This is a genomic window from Actinophytocola sp. (assembly GCF_035634895.1).
In the GTDB taxonomy this organism is placed as follows: domain Bacteria; phylum Actinomycetota; class Actinomycetes; order Mycobacteriales; family Pseudonocardiaceae; genus Actinophytocola.
On record NZ_DASQCC010000099.1, the window covers coordinates 1 to 20,010 of the forward strand.

The 20,010-nt window shown below is 71.8% G+C and carries 17 protein-coding genes; 8 read left to right on the forward strand and 9 right to left on the reverse strand.

Annotation, left to right across the window (positions count from 1 at the left end):
- Together VET29_RS13575 and VET29_RS13580 are read right to left on the reverse strand one after the other, a co-directional pair.
- Positions 1-710, reverse strand: a 710-nt coding sequence (locus VET29_RS13575; RefSeq protein ID WP_324919789.1) for an MFS transporter, incomplete at its 3' end; no start/stop codon positions are given.
- Positions 711-843: 133 nt separating this feature from the next.
- Positions 844-1,905 (reverse strand): LysR family transcriptional regulator, encoded by a 1,062-nt coding sequence (locus VET29_RS13580; RefSeq protein WP_324919791.1) that lies wholly within the window; start codon positions 1,903-1,905, stop codon positions 844-846.
- A 64-nt stretch (positions 1,906-1,969) separates the two neighbouring features.
- Between VET29_RS13580 and VET29_RS13585 the strand changes: the two genes are divergently transcribed.
- The 5 genes from VET29_RS13585 to VET29_RS13605 all read left to right on the forward strand — a co-directional run bounded on the left by VET29_RS13585 (position 1,970) and on the right by VET29_RS13605 (position 8,798).
- Positions 1,970-2,578: a molybdopterin-dependent oxidoreductase gene (locus tag VET29_RS13585; protein ID WP_324919794.1), complete on the forward strand. Its 609-nt coding sequence runs from the start codon at positions 1,970-1,972 to the stop codon at positions 2,576-2,578.
- Positions 2,579-2,601: 23 nt separating this feature from the next.
- Complete coding sequence (locus tag VET29_RS13590; RefSeq protein WP_324919796.1) at positions 2,602-3,399, forward strand: alpha/beta hydrolase; 798 nt, start codon at positions 2,602-2,604, stop codon at positions 3,397-3,399.
- Between the two features lie 3 nt (positions 3,400-3,402).
- The gene (locus VET29_RS13595) at positions 3,403-4,188 is read left to right on the forward strand and encodes an SDR family NAD(P)-dependent oxidoreductase (protein WP_324919798.1); all 786 of its coding nucleotides are present in this window, start codon (positions 3,403-3,405) and stop codon (positions 4,186-4,188) included.
- A 173-nt stretch (positions 4,189-4,361) separates the two neighbouring features.
- Positions 4,362-5,237 (forward strand): alpha/beta hydrolase, encoded by an 876-nt coding sequence (locus VET29_RS13600; protein ID WP_324919800.1) that lies wholly within the window; start codon positions 4,362-4,364, stop codon positions 5,235-5,237.
- A gap of 312 nt (positions 5,238-5,549) precedes the next feature.
- Positions 5,550-8,798, forward strand: a complete 3,249-nt coding sequence (locus tag VET29_RS13605; protein WP_324919802.1) for a BTAD domain-containing putative transcriptional regulator — start codon at positions 5,550-5,552, stop codon at positions 8,796-8,798.
- Between the two features lie 165 nt (positions 8,799-8,963).
- Here the strand turns inward: VET29_RS13605 and VET29_RS13610 are convergent, their stop codons facing one another.
- The 4 genes from VET29_RS13610 to VET29_RS13625 form a co-directional block, all read right to left on the reverse strand.
- Positions 8,964-10,259 carry an SGNH/GDSL hydrolase family protein gene (locus VET29_RS13610; protein ID WP_324919804.1) on the reverse strand — a complete coding sequence of 432 codons (1,296 nt, stop codon included), beginning with the start codon at positions 10,257-10,259 and terminating at the stop codon, positions 8,964-8,966.
- Positions 10,260-10,314: 55 nt separating this feature from the next.
- Positions 10,315-11,745: an FAD-dependent monooxygenase gene (locus tag VET29_RS13615; protein ID WP_324919806.1), complete on the reverse strand. Its 1,431-nt coding sequence runs from the start codon at positions 11,743-11,745 to the stop codon at positions 10,315-10,317.
- 359 nt (positions 11,746-12,104) lie between these two features.
- Positions 12,105-13,547 (reverse strand): MFS transporter, encoded by a 1,443-nt coding sequence (locus VET29_RS13620; RefSeq protein WP_324919808.1) that lies wholly within the window; start codon positions 13,545-13,547, stop codon positions 12,105-12,107.
- A 9-nt stretch (positions 13,548-13,556) separates the two neighbouring features.
- Positions 13,557-15,116 carry an FAD-dependent oxidoreductase gene (locus VET29_RS13625; protein ID WP_324919810.1) on the reverse strand — a complete coding sequence of 520 codons (1,560 nt, stop codon included), beginning with the start codon at positions 15,114-15,116 and terminating at the stop codon, positions 13,557-13,559.
- A gap of 22 nt (positions 15,117-15,138) precedes the next feature.
- Here VET29_RS13625 and VET29_RS13630 point away from each other — a divergent pair, with 22 nt between their 5' ends.
- On the forward strand, positions 15,139-15,597 hold the full coding sequence (locus VET29_RS13630; RefSeq protein ID WP_324919812.1) for a hypothetical protein: 459 nt from the start codon (positions 15,139-15,141) through the stop codon (positions 15,595-15,597).
- 47 nt (positions 15,598-15,644) lie between these two features.
- Here VET29_RS13630 and VET29_RS13635 read toward each other — a convergent pair whose 3' ends face one another.
- Both VET29_RS13635 and VET29_RS13640 read right to left on the reverse strand, forming a co-directional pair.
- Positions 15,645-16,403: an ABC transporter permease gene (locus VET29_RS13635; RefSeq protein ID WP_324919814.1), complete on the reverse strand. Its 759-nt coding sequence runs from the start codon at positions 16,401-16,403 to the stop codon at positions 15,645-15,647.
- Positions 16,400-17,332, reverse strand: coding sequence for an ABC transporter ATP-binding protein (locus VET29_RS13640; protein ID WP_324919816.1), 933 nt, complete (start codon positions 17,330-17,332; stop codon positions 16,400-16,402). Before VET29_RS13640 ends, VET29_RS13635 begins: the two co-directional genes overlap by 4 nt.
- Positions 17,333-17,399: 67 nt before the next feature.
- Between VET29_RS13640 and VET29_RS13645 the strand changes: the two genes are divergently transcribed.
- Positions 17,400-18,023 carry a TetR/AcrR family transcriptional regulator gene (locus tag VET29_RS13645; protein WP_324919818.1) on the forward strand — a complete coding sequence of 208 codons (624 nt, stop codon included), beginning with the start codon at positions 17,400-17,402 and terminating at the stop codon, positions 18,021-18,023.
- 588 nt (positions 18,024-18,611) lie between these two features.
- On the opposite strand, the gene VET29_RS13650 is transcribed toward VET29_RS13645, so the two are convergent.
- Positions 18,612-19,157 (reverse strand): nitroreductase/quinone reductase family protein, encoded by a 546-nt coding sequence (locus VET29_RS13650; RefSeq protein WP_324919820.1) that lies wholly within the window; start codon positions 19,155-19,157, stop codon positions 18,612-18,614.
- A gap of 88 nt (positions 19,158-19,245) precedes the next feature.
- Between VET29_RS13650 and VET29_RS13655 the strand changes: the two genes are divergently transcribed.
- Positions 19,246-19,869 carry a helix-turn-helix domain-containing protein gene (locus VET29_RS13655; RefSeq protein WP_324919821.1) on the forward strand — a complete coding sequence of 208 codons (624 nt, stop codon included), beginning with the start codon at positions 19,246-19,248 and terminating at the stop codon, positions 19,867-19,869.
- The last annotated feature ends 141 nt before the right edge of the window (positions 19,870-20,010 follow it).

The following is a 20,010-nucleotide window of genomic DNA, read 5'->3' on the forward strand; positions in this document are numbered from 1 at the left end:
TAGGAGTAGACGGCGAACATGCCGCCGAAGCAGATCATGCCGGTGAGCAGGGCGAACCACGCCTGTGGGCGGCGGAACGCACGCAGCTCGGCGGCCGGGCTCGCGTCGTGGGCGGCGGGCATGCGCGGCAGCCACCTGGCCAGCGCGCACGCGGTGGCGATCGCGATGGCCGCCACCGCGAGGTACACGACGCGCCAGCCGATCTGCTGGCCGGCTGCGGTGGCGAACGGCACTCCGACCAGGTTGGCGAGCGTCAGGCCGACCATGATCCGCGCGACCGCGGTTCCCCGCCGCTCCGGCGGCACGAGGCCGGTCGCCACCACCGCGGCGATGCCGAAGAACGCGCCGTGCGGCAACCCGGCCAGGAACCGGGCGGCCATCAGCAGTGTCGCGTTCGGCGCCATGGCGGACAGCCCGTTGCCCACCGCCAGCGCGATCATCAAGCCGATCAGCAGGCCCTTGCGCGGCAGCCGCGCGGCCAGCCCGGCGATGAGCGGCGCACCGACGACCACACCCAGCGCGTAGAAGGTGATCGCGTGCCCGGCGGCCGGGATGGAGATGCCGAACGTGGTCGCCATCTGCGGCAGCAGGCCCATGGTGGCGAACTCGGTGGTGCCGATGCCGAACCCGCCCAGGGCGAGCGCGCCCATCGCGGACGGGCCGCCCCGGCGGGTCGTGGTCATGGCGGGCACGGCGATGGTTGCCGTCACGTGAATCGCTCCTGTCGACATGTCCCGTATCGACAGTGACCGCGACGAACTGGCCGTTACTGAATCGATCCTAACAAGCACTTTCGTGCGATCGGCCGTGCTGGTGGTCACACGGGGCGTCGCCCTCGGGTTCTCACGACCCGCCGGAACCAGGGCCGGGCCGGACGGCGGACCGGGTGACCTCGGCCGTCACCGGGTCGTCCGACGGCAGCCAGGGCCGCGCGGCGTCGTCCGGCTCGAACTGCCGCCAACCGCGGTGGTCCGCGGTCTCGATCGCGATGTCGAGGAAGTCGCTGACGGCGTTCGGGAGCCGCTCGTCCCGCCAGGCGAGTGACCACGGGTAGTGGGGCCGGAGCTCGGCCGGGCGGTGCACCGGCACGCCGGCGAGGGCGTACTTGTCGGCGTAGCTGCCGAACTCGAGGAGGAACGCCTGCCCTTCCGCGCGGTTGAGCGCCGCCAGGCAGTGGCTGAACGCTCCCGGGGTGCCCAGCCAGCGCATCGCGAGACCGGTCTCCCCCTCGAACGCCGTGAGGTACTCGCCGTGGGCGTTGTAGAGGCCGGAGCCGCGCGCGTCGCCGAAGACCTCGATGGGACGTTCGTGCAGTGACGCCGTCTCGCGGGTGGGGTCGGTGGGTCGCCCGACCAGCCGCATGGGTTCCAGGCGCAGCAACCGGTGTCGCCAGCCGGTCGGGTGTTCGGCGAGCATTCGCGGGGTCACGCGCATGATCGCCACGTCGAGCAGCCCGTCGAGCAGGGCGTGGAACTGGCCGACGCTGTCGAGAGCACGCTCGACGAGCCGGATGTCCTTGCGTGCGGCGGTGAAGGCGTCCGCGACGACCCCGCTGGTGTCGAGCTCGAAGATGTGTGCGATCCGGAGGACGTCCGGCTGGTGCTCGCGCTGCATCCGTTCCGCGACGGCGAGCAGGGTGCGCGCCTCGTCGACGAACCGCTTGCCCCTGGGCGTCAGGGCGACGTGGCGGCTGTCGCGGACGAGCAGCGACACGCCGAGCTGGTCCTCGAGCTTGCGGATCTGCTTGGAGAGCGCGGGCTGGGAGATGTAGAGCCGGGCCGCGGCCCTGCCGAAGTGCAGCTCGTCGGCGACCATCACGAAGTAGCGCACCAACCGCAGGTCGAGGTCCATGCCAGCCTCCCACGACCCGATGTCGCCACGCGTGGAGTGCGTCGCACGGCTCACGCTAGCTGGGTTATCGATCAGCGCCAAACAGGTCTTGGACGTGTCCCATCCGGCGGGTGTTGCCTTGACACCGAGGACCCCCGCGACCGAGGAGATCGCCGCAATGCCGCAGGACTCGCCGGTCGCGCTGCCGCCGGGGCAGGTGCTGGTCTCCGGTCTGCCCACGGTGTGCGCCGACCCCCCGCCACGCGTCGGCGTTGGGGAGTGGCAGTTCTCCGTCACCACGGAGTACGGGGTCGTGCGATGCTGGGACTGGCCCGCGATCCGGGCACTGCCGAGCGAGCACGTCGTCGCCGACCTGCACTGCGTCGCCGGCTGGTCGGTGCTCGGCACCCACTGGGACGGCGTGCCGGTCCGGACGCTGTTCGACGGCCTCGTCACCACCGCCGAGTACGCCGTCGTCGACTCCTACGGCGGGTACGCCACCAACCTGCCGCTCGAGGACCTGCTCGAGATGTCGACCTGGCTGGCCACCGCCTTCGAGGGGCACGAGCTGCGCCCCGAGCAGGGCGGCCCGGCCCGGCTGCTCGTTCCGCACCTCTACCTGTGGAAAAGTGTCAAGTGGGTCCGCGGGATCACCCTCAGCCGCACCGACCGGCCCGGCTGGTACGAGCGGCACGGCCACCACAACTACGGCGACCCCTGGCGCGAGCAACGCTTCAGCGATACCTGACCACGTAGAAGAAGGAGAAACCCATGACCGCGCCACGCAGACCCGCTGTCTTCATCCACGGACTGTGGCTGCACGCGTCCAGCTGGGCCCCCTGGCTGGACCTGTTCCGCGATGCCGGTTACGAGCCGGTCGCCCCCGGCTGGCCGAACGAGCCCGCCACCGTCGAGGAGGCACGGGCGAACCCGGACCTGGTCGCGAACCTGAGCATCGACGAGGTCACCGACCACTACGCCAAGATCATCGCCGCGCTCCCCGCGCCCCCGGTGATCGTCGGCCACTCGTTCGGCGGACTGGTCACCGAGAAGCTGCTCGGCCAGGGCATCGGCGCGGCCGGCGTCGCGATCGACCCGGCGCAGATCAAGGGCGTCCTGCCGCTGCCCCTCGCACAGCTGCGTGCCGGCCTGCCCGCACTGGGCAACCCGGCCAACCTGCACAAGGCCGTGTCGCTGACCAGCAAGGAGTTCCGCTTCGGGTTCGGCAACGCCCTCACCGAGCAGGAGTCCGACGAGCTCTACGAGAAGTGGACCATCCCCTCGCCCGCCAGGCCGCTGTTCCAGGCCGCCGCTGCCAACTTCGTGATGCACTCCCAGGCGAAGGTCGACACCGGCAACGACACCCGGGGACCGCTGCTACTCATCTCGGGCACCGCGGACCACACCGTGCCCGACGTGGTCACCCGCTCGACCTTCAAGCAGTACCGCGACTCGACCGCCGTCACGGAGCTGCGCCAGTTCGAGGGCCGTGGTCACTCCCTCACCGTGGACAGCGGCTGGCGCGAGGTCGCCGACGCGGTCCTCGCCTGGCTCGACGAGCACCGCTGACCCATGGACCTGGGACTCACCGGGAAGGTCGCCGTCGTCACCGGCGCCAGCAAGGGAATCGGACTGGCCACCACCCGCGCCCTCGCCGACGAGGGCGTCCAGGTGGTGGCCGGCGCCCGCACGACGACCGACGAACTGGCCGCGCTGGCGGCCACCGGGCGGGTGCGGCCCGTGCGGGTCGACCTGTCCAGCCCGACCGGGGCCGCCGACCTCGTCGCCGAGGCGCTGGCGCTCGGTGGGCTCGACATCCTCGTCAACAACGTCGGCGCGGTGACCCCACGACTCACCGGCTTCCTGGACGTCACCGACGAGCAGTGGCTCCACTCGATCACGCTGAACCTGCTGGCGGCGGTGCGCACCACCCGGGCGGCGCTGCCCACGATGCTCGCCGCCGGCCACGGCACCATCGTCACGGTCAGCTCGGTCAACGCGTTCCTGCCGGATCCCACCGTCATCGACTACAGCGCGGCGAAGGCGGCGCTCACCAACTTCGCCAAGTCGCTGTCCAAGGAGGTCGGACCGCGCGGGATCCGGGTGAACACCATCAGCCCCGGCCCCGTGGCCACCGACCTCTGGCTCGGCACGGACGGCGTCGCGGCCACCATCGGACGAGCCAGCGGCCGTGCTCCGGACGCGATCGCCGAACACGCCGCCGCCGACTCCGTGACCGGCCGCTTCACCCGACCGGACGAGATCGCCGACCTCGTCCTGCTGCTGGCGAGCGACCGTGCCGGCAACGTCACGGGCGCGGACCTCACCATCGACGGAGGCCTCATCACCACGCTCTGAGCGCACGGTTCGGCACGGCACCATGGTCCCACTCAGCCGCGGTTCGGACCGCTGCTCGACGATCTTCCGTGTGTGCGGAGACAGCGGCGGAGGACACGCAGCCGGGCGCTGTGGCGGCGGGACCATCGGTAAATGTCGGGCGTCCGGTGGCAGGCAGCCGTTACCGTGCCCGCATGCTGGACGCGCAGGAGCGATTCGTGGCCTCCGGGTCGCTGCGGATCTGGACGGAGCGGGTCGGGGATCCCGGGCTTCCCGTCGTGCTGTTGATCGCGGGGTCGGCCGCGCAGGGTGTCAGTTGGCCCGATGCGTTGGTTGGCCGCCTTGTTGAGCGTGGGGTCGCGGTGATCCGGTTCGATCATCGCGACACCGGTCGGTCCAGCGGTGTCGACTTCGACGCCCATCCGTACGCGATCGGGGACATGGCTCGCGACTGCCTGGCCGTCCTGGACGGTCATGGACTGGGTTCCGCTCACATCGCCGGGACTTCCCTGGGCGGCGTGATCGCGCAGTGGCTGGGCGTGCACGCGCCGGACCGGGTCCGGTCGTTGACGGTGATGTCCAGCTCGCCGATGGGCCATGACCCAAGTCCGGCGTGGGCACGGGCGCGGGCGGGGGAGCCACCCGACCCGGATGACCTGCCGCCGCCGTCTCCGGCGTTTCTCGCACATCAGGCCGCCGGGCTGCCGCCGGGTGTGGAGTCCGACGTGGCCTTGTTCCGGGTGTTCAACGGGCCGGTTCGGCCCTTCGACGAGCCGGCCGCCCGGGCGGAGCTGGAGCTGGCGCTGTCGCGGGCCACCGACCCGGCGGCCGCGGCCAACCATCACCGGGCCGTGTGGATCGACGCCCCCGACCTGCACGCCCCGCTGTCGTCGATCACCGCGCCGACCTCGATCGTGCACGGCGACCGGGATCCGGTCTGTCCCCTCGGCCACGGCGAGGCCCTGGCCGCCGCCATCCCGGGCGCGGTACTGCACGTCGTCCCCGGGATGGGCCATGTCATGACCTCACCCGGCCTGCCCGAGGAGGTCGCCGACCTGGTTCGCCTCTGACCCGCCATGCCGGGAACAGACCACCGCCGACGAACCGCCACGTGCCGAACCGCCACTTCGCGCCGGCCCGCCATGGGCTGTGCGGTGTAGCGCCTCTCCGCCGTGACCTCTCGATCCGTGGTGACCTGGGGTTTCTGGTTGTCTCACGCCGGCGTCGACGACCGGCCGCGGCGCATCCGTGCGACGTACTGCGAACGCTCTGGCCGCGGCACGAGCGTGATCCTCAAGGCCCGTGCCGGCCGGCACCCCGTCGTGGCTGCTCGGGCGGATGGCGGGTTGGGGCTTGCTGGCGGTACGCGGGAGGATCGGGCGGTGCATGGGAACGAGAGGACGCGCCTGCGGGTGACGCTGCTCGGCACGCTCGAGGTGTGCCGCGGCGATGCCGTGGTGGCCGTTCCCGGCGCCCGGCTGCGCGACCTGATCACGCGGCTGGCACTGGCCGGCGGCCGGCCGGTCGAACCGGGTGTCCTGGTCGATGCGCTGTGGCCGCGGGAGCTCCCGGCCGACCCCCCGAACGCGCTGCATTCGCTGGTCTCCCGGCTGCGCCGGGTGCTCGGCGAGGCTGGTGCGGTCACTCAGTCCGAGGGCGGCTACCGCCTCGCCGTCACCGAGGACGACGTCGACGCGGCGCGGTTCGAGCGGCTGGCCGCCCGCGGCCGTGACCGGCTCCGGGCCGGCGACCCCGGGGCGGCGGCCGAGCTGCTGGGGGAGGCGGTGGCGCTGTGGGGCGAACCGTCGGTGATCGCCGAGGTCGCCCCGGCGGTCGCGACGCGGCTGGTCCGCACCGCGGTCGAGGCGGGCGCGAACCTGGCCGAGGCGGAGCTGGCGCTGGGCCGCGCCGACGCCGCCGCCACCCGGCTGGGCGCCCTGCTCGCCGACCACCCGGCGGACGAGCGGGTGGCCGCGCTGCAGATGGACGCGCTGGCCGCCCAGGGCCGCCAGGCCGACGCCCTCGACGTGTACGAGCGGGTGCGCGAGACCCTCGCCGACCGGCTCGGCGCCGACCCCGGCGCTGCCCTGCGCGAGCGCCACCTGCGCCTGTTGCGGTCGCCGGCTCCCGCGGCCGAGGCGCGGCCCGAGGCGCCCGCCAGCACGCTGCCCGCCGCCGTGACCAGCTTCATCGGGCGTGACGACGACCTAGCCCGGATCGACACGCTGCTCGCCCGCGGGCGCCTGGTCACGGTGGTGGGGCCGGGCGGGGCCGGCAAGACCCGGCTCGCGGTCGAGGCGGGCCATCGCCACCGCCACGAGTACCGCGACGGCACCTGGCTGGTCGACCTGGCCGCGGTCACCGAGCCGGCCAAGGCCGGCGCGGCGGTGCTGGCCGCGATCGGGCTGCGCGGCGCCGCGCTCTTCGAGGCCTCCGGCCGGATGCGAGCCGAGAGCAGCGAGCTGGACGTGCTCGCCGACCGGCTCAACGGTCGGGAGAGCCTGCTCGTGGTGGACAACTGCGAGCACCTGATCGACGCCGTCGCGCAGCTGGTCGCGGCGTTGCTGCCGCGCTGCGCGGGGCTGCGGGTGCTGGCGACCAGCCGCGAGCCGCTCACGATCGACGGTGAGGCGCTGGTCCCGCTCGGTCCGCTGGCGCTGCCCGCCCCCGGCGACGACCTCGAGGACGTCCGCCGCAGCGCGTCGGTGCGCCTGTTCACCGAACGGGCCGCGTCGGTGCGCCCCGGCTTCGCTGTCGACGAGCGGACCCGCGCGGACGTGGTCCGACTGGTGCGCGGCCTGGACGGCATGCCGCTGGCGCTGGAGCTGGCCGCGGCACGGCTGCGGACCCTGTCACTGGCCGAGCTCGCCGACGGGCTGTCCGACCGGTTCCGGCTGCTCACCGCGGGCCGCCGGGCCGCGGCGCCGCGGCACCGCACGCTGTGGGCGGTCATCGCCTGGAGCTGGGATCTGCTCGACGACCACGAAGCCACGGTGGCCGAGCGCGTCTCGGTCCTGCCGGGAGGCGTCACGGCGGAGTCGGCGGCCGCGGTCTGCGCGGGCACCGCGGTGCTCCTCGATGAGGTCCCCGACCTGCTCGCCGCCCTGACCGACAAGTCGCTGCTGTACCTGGCGCCCGACCCGGGCCGCTACCGGATGCTCGAGACCCTGCGCGAGTACGGGATCGAGCGGCTCGCCGGCCGGGGCGCGCTCGCCACCGTCCGGGATCTCGCCGCCCGCCACCTGGCCGACCTGGTCGCCCGCGAGGAGCCGCTGCTGCGCGGGCCCGGCCAGCTCACGGCTCTGCGCGTGATCGGCGCCGAGTACGACAACGCGCTCGCCGCCCTGCGCCACCTGTGCGACACCGGCGACGCCACCGCGGCCGTCGCGCTCTCCAGCGACCTGTCCTGGTACTGGCAGATGCTCGGCAGGCACGCCGACGCGGCGTACTGGCAGGGGGAGGCGCTGGCGGTTCCCGCCGCCGAGCACACGCTGGACCGCGACTCCGCCGAGGTGATGCTCCTGCTCAACCGCATCAACGCCCGCTCACCGCTGACCATCGAGGGCCTGGGCGAGCACGAGTCCGCGCTGCGGGAGCTGGCCGACCGCCTGCTCGCCCACCCGTCGCTGCCCGGAGTCACCGGCGTCCTGGCCGCGATCGCACTCCACTTCCTGCGGGAGCACGAGACAGCGCTCGCACTGGTCGACCGACTCGTCAACGGACCCGATGTCTGGCTGTCCGGGCTTGCCCACATGTTCCGCGCCTCGTTCGCCGAGAACGAGGGCGACCTCGACCAGGTGCGCGTCGACGTGGCCGCCGCGCTCGACGCCTTCGGCCGGACCGGCGACCGCTGGGGTGTGGCCTCCGTGCTGCCGACGCGCGCGATGCTGCGGCAGTACGACGGCGACCTCAACGGGGCGTTGGCTGACCTGCGCGAGGCCAGGGCACAGGCGCGGGAGTTCGGCTCGCTGAGCCTGGCCGACGAGACCTTCCTCGACGTGCGCTGGATCGAACTGCACCTGCGCCGCGGCGAGCACGCCCAGGCGAGGGCCATGCTCGACCCGGTCCGTGAGCGGGCGGAGCGATCGGCGTCGCCGGAGCTGCTCGTCATCGTCACCGCTCTCGAGGCCGGCACGTGGCTGCGGCTCGGCGACCTGGACCGCGCGCAGGCCCGCATCGAGGCGGCCGAGGCCGAGCTGGCGGGGGAGTCCCCGATCCGCGGTGGCCGCGGCCAGGCGATCGTCAGTTCGGTGCGGGCCTCGCTGTGTGTGCGGCGGGGCGACGCCGAGGGCGCCGAGGCGGCGCTCGCCCGCGCGTACGGAGCGGCCCTGGAAAGCCGTGACCTGCCGATCACGGCGGTGGTCGCGGTGAGCGAGGCCGAGCTGGCCGGGCTGCGGGGGCGGCACCGGGACGTGGCCGTGTTGCTCGGCGCTGCGGCCCGGCTGCGCGGCACCCACGACCTCAGCGACCCCCGGATCCAGGAGATGGTCGCCCACGGCCGCACGGCGCTGGGCGAGGACGTCTTCGCCGCGGCGTACCAGGAGGCCTGGCGGTTGGACGGGAAGACGGCCTCGCTCCAGGTCGACCCGGCGCGCCCGCGCCGGGAGCTGGACGGCCCGGTCCGGTCGTGAGTCCTGGAGTCCCGGCGCGGGATACCAGTGTCCCGCGCCGGAGATCAGGCACCTGATTCGGCGGCCCAGCTTCCTGCTGGCGGCGTTGTCGGTCCGCCCCAGTACGATCCAGTACGCGGGCGAACCGGCCCCTTGCCGGCAGAAACCTGGATCCACCGACTTGGGTCACCGCATGTCCGGCGCGGGACACCAGTCCCGGAACAGTTCCAAATCGAACGCCTCGGCCATCGCCTGCTGGCCCGCGTCGTTGGGATGGATGCCGTCATCGGAGACGAACTCGGTGCGCATCGTCGCCGGTTCGGCCGGGTCCGGGTCACGGGTGGCCGCCTCCAGATCGACCACCGCGTCGAACTCGCCGCTGCCGCGGATCCAGCGGTTCACGTACTGGCGCTCGCGCTCGAGCTCCGCTGTGAGGAGGAAGGTGCCGCCGATGGGGAGCAGCGTGGCGCCGATGACCCGCAGGCCGTGTGAGTGCGCGCGGTCGATCAGCATGCGGTAGCCGACGATGATGTCCTCCGCCGTCGCCCGCTCGCTCGCCGGCGTGTCCGGCATGAAGCCGAAGAACAGGTCGTTGAGCCCCTCGGACAACACCACCCAGCGCACGCCGGGCCGGGCCAGCACGTCGCGGTCGAAGCGCGCCAGCGCGCTGGCGCCCATGCCGTCGGTCTCGCGCAGGACGCGGTTGCCCGCGATCCCCATGTTGATCACCGCGCGCGGTGGCATGTCCTCCCGCGCGGCCAGCCGGCGCGCCAGCGACGAAGGCCACGGCGCGTCCGCGTCGGGCGTGGTCTCCATTCCGTCGACGACCGAGTCGCCGATGACGGCGATGGTGGCCGCCGCGGGCGGCGCCAGCACGTCGATACCGGTGAGCCACAGGTAGGACTGGAACGCGGTGGCGTCGCGCAGGTTCGCAGTGGCGGTCTGGTCGCCGGGCGCGAGCCACGCCGTGCGCAGGCCGACCTCGTGTGTCGTGGTGATGACGTCCTCGGCGGGGATGTGCAGCGAGACCACGAGATCGGTCTGCGCGGGCACGTCGTACTCGACGGGATCGCTGTAGATGTGCGCGCCCGTCGGCAACTCCACCGCGGCGCGGCCGCCGAAGGTCAGTTCGCGTGCGCTGCCCGCGTGGATCGCCGCGCCGCGCTCGTGTCGCGCGATCGACGCGGCGTCGATGCGCACCGGGGGGTGACCGAAGGAGTTCGACAGCGCGACGCGCACGGCCGTGCCGCCCGCGGTGCCACGCGCAACCATGCGCACGGTCTGCGCGCCGACCTTCGTCGGCGCGCCAGGCGGCTCGTCCGCCTGGCGCGCGGGATCCGGCGCCGGCGCGTCGTCATCCGGCGGACCTGGCATCCGCGGCCCGCCACCGGGCTCGGCAGGTCGCGCCAACTGCTGCGCCGCGCCCCAGGTGGCGATCCAGATCCCCCGACTCGCGGGGCTCGTCGTCGTGCTGTCGTTCATGGCTGCCAACTCCCGAGGTGAAACGGATCTCGTGGTCATGTCGTGGATCGACGTCTCAGAACCAACACGCGAGCGCGTCGTCGAGCGACGTGGACGACGCTTCCGTCCACGCGACGCAGCCGTCGGGACGGACGAGCATCGCGGGCCCCTCCTTGGTGTGCGCGTGGTGCACACCCCGCGGGAGCGACCGTCCCGACGGGGAGACGAACAGGCCGCCGCCGTTCTCCGCCAGCGTGTAGAGCCGCTCCTCTCCGCCGTCGGCGAGCGTGAGGAGCCGGTCCTTCACGAGGGTGCCGACGAGCGGGTCGTCGTCGCCGAGGTCGTAGCGAATGCCGACCCCCGAGAGCATCTCGCCGATGTGGCGGTTGCCGTCGGGCAGCGTGATCAGCTCGCTCACGATGGTGCGCAGCGCGCTCGTGAGCGGGTCGGGACGCACCAGCGCGACCTGCGCGCGGGTGTTCTCCAGGACGCGCGCACCCACGGGATGCCGCTCGGCGGTGTAGGAGTCGAGGAGGTGATCGCGGCCCCGCACCGCCGCGGCGAGCTTCCAACCGAGGTTCGCCGCGTCGACGAGCCCGAGGTTCAGGCCCTGGCCGCCGAAGGGTGAGTGGACGTGCGCGGCGTCGCCCGCGAGCAGGACGCGGCCCATGCGGTAGGTCGTCACCTGCCGCGCGTTGTCGGACCAGCGCGTCGCCTTCGACAGCGACAGGATCCTGACGTCGGTGCCGCTCACCCGCTGGATCGACGCTTCGACCTCGGCCTGCGTGACCGGCGCGTCCCGATCCGGCGGCGGGCCGCCGAACTCCGCGGTGAACACGCGCCCCGGGATCGACGTGACAAGGCCGCGTGGCGTTCGCCGCCACCCCGTCGCGAGCTTCTCGGGCGCGTCGAACTCGACGAGAGCCTGATAGCCGGTGATGGTCGGGTCCGTGCCGGGGAACTCGAAGCCGGCGAGCTTGCGGACGCCGCTGCGGCCACCGTCGCAGCCGACCAGGTACGTCGCGCGCAGTGGACCCGTGCTCGTCCGCACGGTCACGCCGTCGTCGTCCTGCTCGAACCCGTCCACCGCGACGCCACGACGGATCTCGATCCCGAGCTCGCCCGCCCGCGCGGTCAGTATCCGCTCGAGCGCCTCCTGCGGCACCATGCGGCTGTGGCGCTCCGGGTCGCGCTGGAGGTCCTGGTCGATCACGAACAGCGCGGAGAAATGGCCTCCCGGCCTCCGCACCGGCCCGGATCCGGCACGGGCCGCCTTCGCCATCGGCATCGTCACCTGTTCCTCGTCGAGCGCCCGCGCGAACCCACGTCGCTCCAGCGCCTCGACCCCCACCGCGCCGATCGCGGCGGCCTTGATCCCGAGGTCGGGCTCCACCAGCCGCTCCAACACAAGCGGCCGCACCCCCGCCGTCTCGAGCTCGATCGCGAGGAGAAGCCCGACCGGGCCAGCCCCGACGATGACGACGTCGTGCACCACTAGACCGCTCATGCGTTCGTCCTTCCGTCCCGGACCGGGCCGTGCCGGCTCCCGCCCTCGACACGCAGACTTCCGCGACCTCCTGGCATCGCCCGCACACGCCGCTGGCACGCCCCTGCCAGCCCACCGTCGCCACTCGCCGGCGTGGACCAGCTCGCGCCCGACCTCGGCCGGCCGCCCCTGCCGTGTCCGAAGAATCCCCAGCCGGAGTGCGTCGCCCCCGCGAGCCACCGACGTCGACCGGACATGGTGGCGAACCGTCACCCCGAACCAGCCGCCACCTTCGTGCGGCGCCGCCGCACCGGGACGACGACCACCACGGCCGGGCGACGGGCGCTCCGTCGGTGACCGTCGCCGTGCTCACGGCTCCCTCATCCCAGCCCGTGCGACGAACCCACTCGCTCCGTCGCGGGCGTGCCGCGCTGGGTGCGCACCAGCGACACGGCCAGCACCCCGGCGACCAGGAACGCGGCCGTCCCGATCCCGACGTAGCCGAACACCCCCGTGGCCGAGTTCGCCGTCGCTCCGCCGACGGTCACCCGCGTCGCCTTCAGCACGGCCGCCCCCACGAAGTTCAGCACCACCGAACCGAGCGCGATCATGACCATGACCTGGCTCGACACGGCGGCCTGCCGTTGCGGCGGCGCGAGGATCGACGCCATGTTGAAGCCCGACGTCACCAGCGTGCCCGCCGTGAGGCTCAGCAGGAACGAACAGACCGCCGCGAGGGGGAGGGTGGCGGCCGCGGCGAACAGGCCCACCGTCCCCACGGTCCCGAGCGCCACGCCGGCGGCCAGTGTGGCGGCCGGTCCGATCCGGGTCGCGAGCGCGCCGGCCAGCGTGCCGCCGAGCACGATCCCGATCGACGGCAGGCCGAGCAGCAGCCCGATCGCGGCGCCGCCCGCGAGCCCGTAGCCGAGCCCCTGATCCGGCGAGACCTCGGTGAGCAGGCTGAACAGCTGCAGCATGCTCTGGTAGGCACCGGTGCCGAGCACCACCACGAGCAACGTGAGCACCAGCGGCCTGCCGAGGTCGGTGATGTCGACCACCGGTTCGGGCACCCGGCGCGCCAGCAGGAACCAGCCGACGAGCGCTGCGGCACCGGCCAGCACGAGGGGGAGTGCGCGGAACCAGCCGTACTCCGACCCGAAGCTGAGGTAGGCGGCGCCCAGGGCCAGCCCTCCGCCGAGCAGCAGCGCCCCGGCCACGTCGATCCGGCCCGGCGTCCTGACCAGCGACTCGGGCAGCAGGAAACGAACCAGGATCGCCGTGCTGACCGCGAGAACCCCCGACACGACGAACACGACCTGGTAGCCGTAGACGTCGCCCAGCACGTCGAACAGGAACGCGGAACCGATCCCGAAGACCGCGTTGCCGGTGGTGACGATGCCGGTGACGATCATCCCGATGCGCGGGGCGCAGAGGTCGCGGACGATCCCGACCGTGAGGAACAGCGACGCCACGGCCGCTCCCTGCACCACCCGCCCGAGGATGAACACCCAGAGGCTGGGGGCGACCATGCACACGAGCGCGCCCACGGCGGCCAGCACCAGTGTCAGGACGAGCACCTTGCGCTTGCCGTGCCGGTCCGCGGTCTTCCCGAGCAGTGGCGACCACATCGCTCCCGCCAGCATCGCGCTCGAGTTGAGCCACGCGGGCTGGTCGGTACCGAAGTGCTCGATCATCCTGGGCAGCACGATGACCGGTGCGGTGATGACCGTGTCGACCATGACGTTGACCAGCAGCAGGACGGCCACCTGGCCGACGAGGAGCCTGTTCCATCCCGTGTGCCTCGTTCCGGGGTAGTCCGGCATGGGGCGCTCCTAGGAGGGCCGGACCGTGTTGCCGATGGACCGGAACGGGGCCAGGTGGTTGATGACGTCCATCTCCTCGCTCGCGGGCATGCGGGCGGCGAGGTAGCCGTCCGCCCTGATGAGGATCAGCTCTCCCGGGTACGGCTGGTAGACGCGCCGGAACTCGCCGTCGGCGTCGACGATGGGGCTGTCGGGAGCCGATCCGATGCGGTGGACGTGCATGTGGGTCGGTTTGGCGTTGTCGAAGACGACCGGATCGGTGTGCTCGTAGGCGACGAGGGACCAGTGCATGCCGCGCATGAGGTCGAAGAGGCTGCCGCTGAACTCCCTGCCCGACAGGCCGGTCACGTTCGGCGCCCGGTCGCCGGCCACCGGGCCGGAGCCGGGTTCGCCGCCGCGGTAGGTGAGCGGGCCGGTGCGGTAGTGGATGCCCAGCCCGGAGTTCAGCCGCCCGTCGCCGATGTTGGCCAGCGCCGAGCCCAGCCCGGTCTCGCTGCCGCTGCCCGCTTCCGCCATGGCCCTGGCCATCTTGGCGGTGCTCATCTCCAGCACGGTGCGGGCGACCGGGATGCGCTCCTCGTCGTAGGTGTCCAGCAGACCCTCCAGCGCACCGGCGAGGACGCTGGCGAGCTTCCAGCCCAGGTTGTACGCGTCCTGGATGCCGGTGTTCATGCCCTGGCCCCCGGCCGCCGAGTGCACGTGCGCGGCGTCCCCGGCGAGCAGGACCCGGCCCCTGCGGTAGGTCTCCACCATGCGGACGTTCACCTGGTACACCGAAAGCCAGCTCACGCCGGTCAGCTCGACGCTGCCCCGTCCGGCGCGTTCGTCGAACAGCTGCTGGTAGAACTCCAGCGAGGGCGTGCCCGGCGTCTCGTCGGGCAGGAGCGGGCTCTGGAACTGCCACAGCTCGTCGCCGAGCGGGGTGAGTCCGAGCATGCCCCGGTCGGCGGGCCAGATGTGCATGTGGTCGCGGTCGAGTTGCGAGCCGACGGTGACGTCGCCGAGGTACCAGCGCTGCTTTTCGTAGACCTCCCCCGCGAGTGGCAGCCCGACGAGCTTGCGGGTGCCGCTCCTGCCGCCGTCCGCGCCCACGACGAACCGGCTGCGGACGGTCTGCTCACCGGACGCCGTCCTCAGCGTCACGGTGACGCCCTCGTCGTCCTGGTCCAGGCCGCTGGCCTCGGCCCCGAACTCGACGTGCCCGCCGAGCTCTGCCAACCGTTGCCGCAGCGCGTGCTCGACCTCGAACTGGGCGATCCACAACGGGTCGGGATACGGCGTGTGGAACTGCTCGTCCGCGCTGACCGAGATCGGCGGCTTCTCCACGATCGTGCCGTTCGGTTCGTGGAACGCCATGGGCAGCCAGGCGACCCCCTGTCGCAGCACGTGGTCGACCGCGCCGAGGTCGTCGAGCACTTCGAGCGAGCGCGGCTGGATCGTCTTGGCCCTCGTCGCGCGGTTCGGCGCCGGATCACGCTCGACGATGCGGACGGCGACACCGTGGCGGGCCAGGTCGCAGGCGAGGGTCAGGCCGGTGGGCCCGGCTCCGATGATGAGTACGTCGGTCATGTGGTTCCTTCCAGGTTGTGTTGTGCGGGCGTGTGCGGGTGCGGACGACGCCCTGTCGCGCGACGGTGATGTGCTCCCCGGTGGCCCCGCGGGGTCACCGGGGAGTGCCGCGAGATCGGCGAGCACCCCCAGCCGGTCGTCGACACAGAGCGGGCGGGCGCTGGTCGCGGTCGCGGCGCGGATGACGTCCATCGGGTTCGTGCCGAGTTCGGCACGGCACGCCGGTTCGGCGAGATTCCCCCTGCGCCGCGATACCGGCGTCGGTTCCCGCGGCGATGTCACCGTCCGCTCGACGGCGGTGGCGATGTCGGCCTTCGTCAGCTCGCTACAGCGCTTTTCTCGTCGTACCGGCCGGCGCGGCCGCTCCGTCGTCCCCACCGTGCGCACGACGGGGCCCGCCGTGACCGTCTGGTCCACAAAGGACCGGTCCGACGGCACGGTCGTGCGGAGTCCTGCGGACGTGCTCGTCGAGCGGGCGTAGCTCGTCCGACAGGTCCCCGGGGCCGGTGAGGTTCATCCGCATGGCGATCACACGTCCCTGGTGCGGAAGGCGGTGAGCCCGGCGGCGCCGACGGCCACCGCGGCGAGAGCGAGGAGGGCGAACCCCAGCGCGGGCGCGACCATGCCGTCGACGGGAACCACCGTGTAGGCGGACTGGGCCGCGGTGAACGGCCAGTACCGGGCGAACCCGTCGCCCAGTGCTCCGGGCAGGCCCGGAGCAAGGGCGGGCACGAGCAGCAGCGCACCGACGAGCACGGCGAGACTGCCCGTGCTCGACCGCGTCAGCACACCGATGGCCAACCCGACGATGGCCACGAGTGTCAGGTACATCGTGCCGCCGGCGAGCGCGGCGAACACACCGGGATCGCCGAGACCGGCGGCGGGCAGACCCGCGCCGTGCAGCGTCAGCTGGACCACGGTGAAGCTGAGGAGCGTCGTGACGAGGCTGGTGACGAACGCGATCGCCGCCACGACCACGGCCTTCCCGGCGAGCAGACGGCCCCGCGACGGAACCATGGCCAGGCTGCCGCCGATCATCCCGCTGCTGTACTCGGGAGTGACGCTGAACGCGCCGAGCATCCCGATGACGAGCTGGGCGAACAGGAATCCTTTCAGGCTCGCCGCGGTCGGATCCCAGTCGGCCGGCACCTCGGACGGCGCGGTGCCGAGCATGTCGGACAGGCCGAGGGCGCTCAGCGCGACACCGGAGGCCACCACGCTGAGCGCGGCGATCCAGGTGCTGCGGACACTGCGCAGCTTGGTCCATTCGGAACGGATGACGTTCATGCGGCGTGACTTTCGTACTCGATGACATCGTGGGTGAGCCGCAGGAAGATGTCCTCGAGGGACTCCCGGACCCGGGTGAGCTCGTCGAGGGGGATCCCCTCGGCAGCGGCGATCTTGCCGACCATGCCCGGCTCGGCGCCGGTGACGAGGAGGCTGGGCACGGCCGTCCGCTCGAACGTGATGCCGGCACGGGTCAGGGCGCGGGCGAGGTCGTCGAGTGCCGGTGAGGACACCGTGACCGCCTGCGTCGTGTTGGCCCGGACGAAATCCTCCAGCGTCGACTCCGCGACCAGCCTGCCCCGGCCGACCACGACCAGGTTGTCGGCGGTCAGCTCCATCTCGGACATGAGGTGGCTGGAGAACAGGATGGTGCGGCCCTCGGTGGCCAGCTCACGCATCAGGGTGCGGGCCCACCGGATGCCCTCGGGGTCCAGACCGTTCAGCGGCTCGTCGAACACCAGCACCGCCGGGTCACCGAGCAGAGCCGCCGCGATGCCGAGCCGCTGGTGCATCCCCAGGGAGAACTCTCCCGCGCGGCGGGTGGCCGCATCGGCCAGCCCGACGAGATCCAGCACCTCCCCGACGCGCTTCCGGCCGAGGCCCGCGGTCTGGGCCATGGCGAGGAGGTGGTCGAACGCGGTGCGCCGGGGGTGCAGTGCCCTGGCGTCCAGCAGGGCGCCAACGGTGCGCGCCGGTTCGTCGAGCTCGGCGATGTGGCGGCCGCCGATCGTGATCGTGCCCCGCGTGGGTTTGACCAGCCCGAGGAGCATGCGCATCGTCGTGCTCTTGCCAGCTCCGTTGGGCCCGAGAAATCCCGTGATGACCCCGGGTTCGGCGGTGAACGACAGGTCGTCCACCGCCACCTTGTCCCCGTACCGCTTCGTCAGGCCCTGTGCTCGGATGCCGACGGGTGTCTTGGTCGTCGTCATGTGCCCTCCCTTCTGAAAATTACACTACACGGTGTAGTTTCCAGAAAGCTGGGAATACGATGAGAACATGGCAAGATCGACGGTTCAGACTCCCGGGCGGCGGCAGCGGTCCGAGAGCAAGCAGACGGCCATCCTCGACGCGGCGGAGCGGCTGTTCGTTGCCGACGGGTACGAGCTCACCAGCGTCGATGCGATCGCCGCGGCGGCAGGAGTGTCGAAACGTACGGTCTATGACCACTTCGGCGACAAGCGGACCCTCTTCCAGGGCGTGCTGGCCCGGGTCAGCGAAACGCTGAGCGCGACCGTGCGCGCCGCGATCGACCAGGAGATCGTGCCGGGTCGCGATCTCCGCGAGGCGCTGACCGCCTTCGCGATGCGGGTCGTGACGGAGGCGTTCCCGTCCTCCCACTACGTCACGTTCCGGCGGCTGAGCTCGCAGGGCCCCCCAACACCCAACCTCCCCGAGGCGATGCGCGACCACCCCGAACGCATGCTGGAGAACCGTTTCACAGAACTGGCCGCCGACGGCGAGATCCACGCCGCCGACATCCGCCGCGCCACGCAACACTTCACGGCGCTGACCATCCTCCTCACACTGGAAGCCCTCCGGGAGGACGCGGCAGGCGCGGATGCCGAGATCCCGGCGATAGTGGTTGACGGCGTCGACGCCTTTCTCCGCGCGTACCGGTGAAGCACGGCGGCCTTCCGCCGACGTCCGGCGACGGCCCTCTCGACCGCGGCTCGGCCACGAACGCGGCGGCGGACAGGCGTGGGGTCCACACCCGAACGCGAAGTGCTGACCGGGTGAACGGCCGCGGCACGGCACCCCGGAGCGAGGACCTCCCGGATGCGCAGTTCTCCCGAACCCTCACTGAGACCTTGCACAACAACGCTGTAGGTTCTCACCGCGCATGACATGTCGATCTTGTGTGACCTGGGGTTTCTCGGCTGTCTCAACGCGATGCCACCATGATCAGTCTCAAACCCGTGGCATTTCCTCGGCTGAGGCCAGTGGCGCGGTCGTTCGCCGGCGAGATCGCCAGTTCGGCGACGACAAGCTTGTCGAGGACGCGGCGGACAGCAGCGGAGTTGCGGCCGACTGGAAGGTCCCGCGCGCCGAGCCGTGGTCAACCACCACTGGACCCGTTGCGCCTCAACGAAATACTGAGGACATCGCGAATTGCGGTGTCGCGAGTTCTCAGTGTGGACGGGGGGTGGATGGCGTAGTTGGTTCAGGTCGCTCCAGCGGGGTGGTCGGGTGCCGAGCAGGTTGGCGGGGTCATTTTTCGGCGGTGGGCGGGGTGGAGTCTCGTGCGGGGACACGCTCCAGCACGACGACGGGGATCTGTCTGCCGGCGGCTGCCTCGAACTCGGCGAACTTCGGGACGAGTGCTATCTCTTTCGCCCAGATCCGCTCGCGCTCCGCGCCCTGCGCGAGCCGAGCTATGACCGGCACTCTCTCCGTGCCCACCTCGACTGTGGCATGTGGGTTCGCCATGAGATTGTGGTACCAGACCGGATGACGCGGACTGCCACCGTGGGTTCCAAAGACGGCCCAGCTATCGCCGACCGGCTGAAAGAACAAAGGGCTGATCCGCTCGCGTCCGGTCTTGGCCCCGGTGTGGTGCACCAAGATCAGCGGCATGCCTTGCTCGTCGAAGCCGGGGATCCGGGGCGGGACGGGGCGGCCCGCGGCGAAGTCCTCCGCGCTGCTCCAAGGCGCGTATCCGGCGTTCGCTCGGACCTCAGCGATGATCCGTTCATTCCAGCCGGTGATATTCGGGGCCTTGGCCTCGTTCGTGGTGGTCGTGGACGGGTCGGACATGACATCCCCTTCGCTATCCGGAGCACTTGCTCCTCAAAGTAGCACAGATGGGAGCGCCTGCTCCGCATAAGACGGTATGCTCGGTCGCATGGCAGTGGCTGAACCGGAAAGCACCGCCCGGCGCCGCGCGCCGCGCGTGGACGCGATCCGCAACCGGGAAGCGATCATCGCGGCCGCCGCCGAGGTGCTGGCCGTGCAGGGCACTGCGGTGGACGTACGCGAGATCGCCCGCCGCAGCGGGGTGGGCATGGGCACCCTCTACCGACACTTCCCGAAGAAGGAGGATCTCGTTCACACGGTCCTGCGCAAGGACTTCTCGGAATGGGCGGAATCCGCGCGCCAGACGGCGATCGACGCCGAGGACCCCTGGGCGGCACTGACCGACTTCTACCAGCAGGCCCTGACCGGCTACGCACGCCACCGCGCGATCATGGAGAACTTCGCGCTGACCTGGTCGGTCCCCGATCTGGAGGGCATCCAGCAGCTTCGCCTCGTCATCGAGGAACTGTGCGCCCGCGCTGCCGCGGCGGGTCTGCTGCGTCCCGACGTGACCACCGACGACCTGCTGCTCCTGCTGGTCTCGCTGGGCCACGCCGTCCAGGTCACCGACGAGTGCCGCCCGCAGATGTGGCACAGGCTGCTGCGCATCTCCCTCGACGGCCTGCGCGCCGACCACCGAGCCGACTGCGTCTCACGATCACTTCACAAATGAGATTGCTATGAAGTCATCTGCGAGAAAATGAAGTCAGCCGTGAGATCCTACAAACGCGGCGGGGTGGGCCCGGTGCTATCGGAAGTCGCGGGACCTGTGGGCGGTGTGGAGGTCGAGGGGGGCGAGGCGGTCGGCGTTGAG

Excerpts from the sequence above, each read along its gene's own strand:
- VET29_RS13620 (WP_324919808.1), bottom strand. The coding sequence starts at position 13,547 with ATGCCGGACTACCCCGGAACGAGGCACACGGGATGGAACAGGCTCCTC.
- VET29_RS13635 (WP_324919814.1), bottom strand. The coding sequence starts at position 16,403 with ATGAACGTCATCCGTTCCGAATGGACCAAGCTGCGCAGTGTCCGCAGC.
- VET29_RS13625 (WP_324919810.1), bottom strand. The coding sequence starts at position 15,116 with ATGACCGACGTACTCATCATCGGAGCCGGGCCCACCGGCCTGACCCTC.
- VET29_RS13610 (WP_324919804.1), bottom strand. The coding sequence starts at position 10,259 with ATGAACGACAGCACGACGACGAGCCCCGCGAGTCGGGGGATCTGGATC.
- VET29_RS13650 (WP_324919820.1), bottom strand. The coding sequence starts at position 19,157 with ATGTCCGACCCGTCCACGACCACCACGAACGAGGCCAAGGCCCCGAAT.
- VET29_RS13655 (WP_324919821.1), top strand. The coding sequence starts at position 19,246 with ATGGCAGTGGCTGAACCGGAAAGCACCGCCCGGCGCCGCGCGCCGCGC.
- VET29_RS13615 (WP_324919806.1), bottom strand. The coding sequence starts at position 11,745 with ATGAGCGGTCTAGTGGTGCACGACGTCGTCATCGTCGGGGCTGGCCCG.
- VET29_RS13640 (WP_324919816.1), bottom strand. The coding sequence starts at position 17,332 with ATGACGACGACCAAGACACCCGTCGGCATCCGAGCACAGGGCCTGACG.
- VET29_RS13600 (WP_324919800.1), top strand. The coding sequence starts at position 4,362 with ATGCTGGACGCGCAGGAGCGATTCGTGGCCTCCGGGTCGCTGCGGATC.
- VET29_RS13645 (WP_324919818.1), top strand. The coding sequence starts at position 17,400 with ATGGCAAGATCGACGGTTCAGACTCCCGGGCGGCGGCAGCGGTCCGAG.
- VET29_RS13595 (WP_324919798.1), top strand. The coding sequence starts at position 3,403 with ATGGACCTGGGACTCACCGGGAAGGTCGCCGTCGTCACCGGCGCCAGC.
- VET29_RS13590 (WP_324919796.1), top strand. The coding sequence starts at position 2,602 with ATGACCGCGCCACGCAGACCCGCTGTCTTCATCCACGGACTGTGGCTG.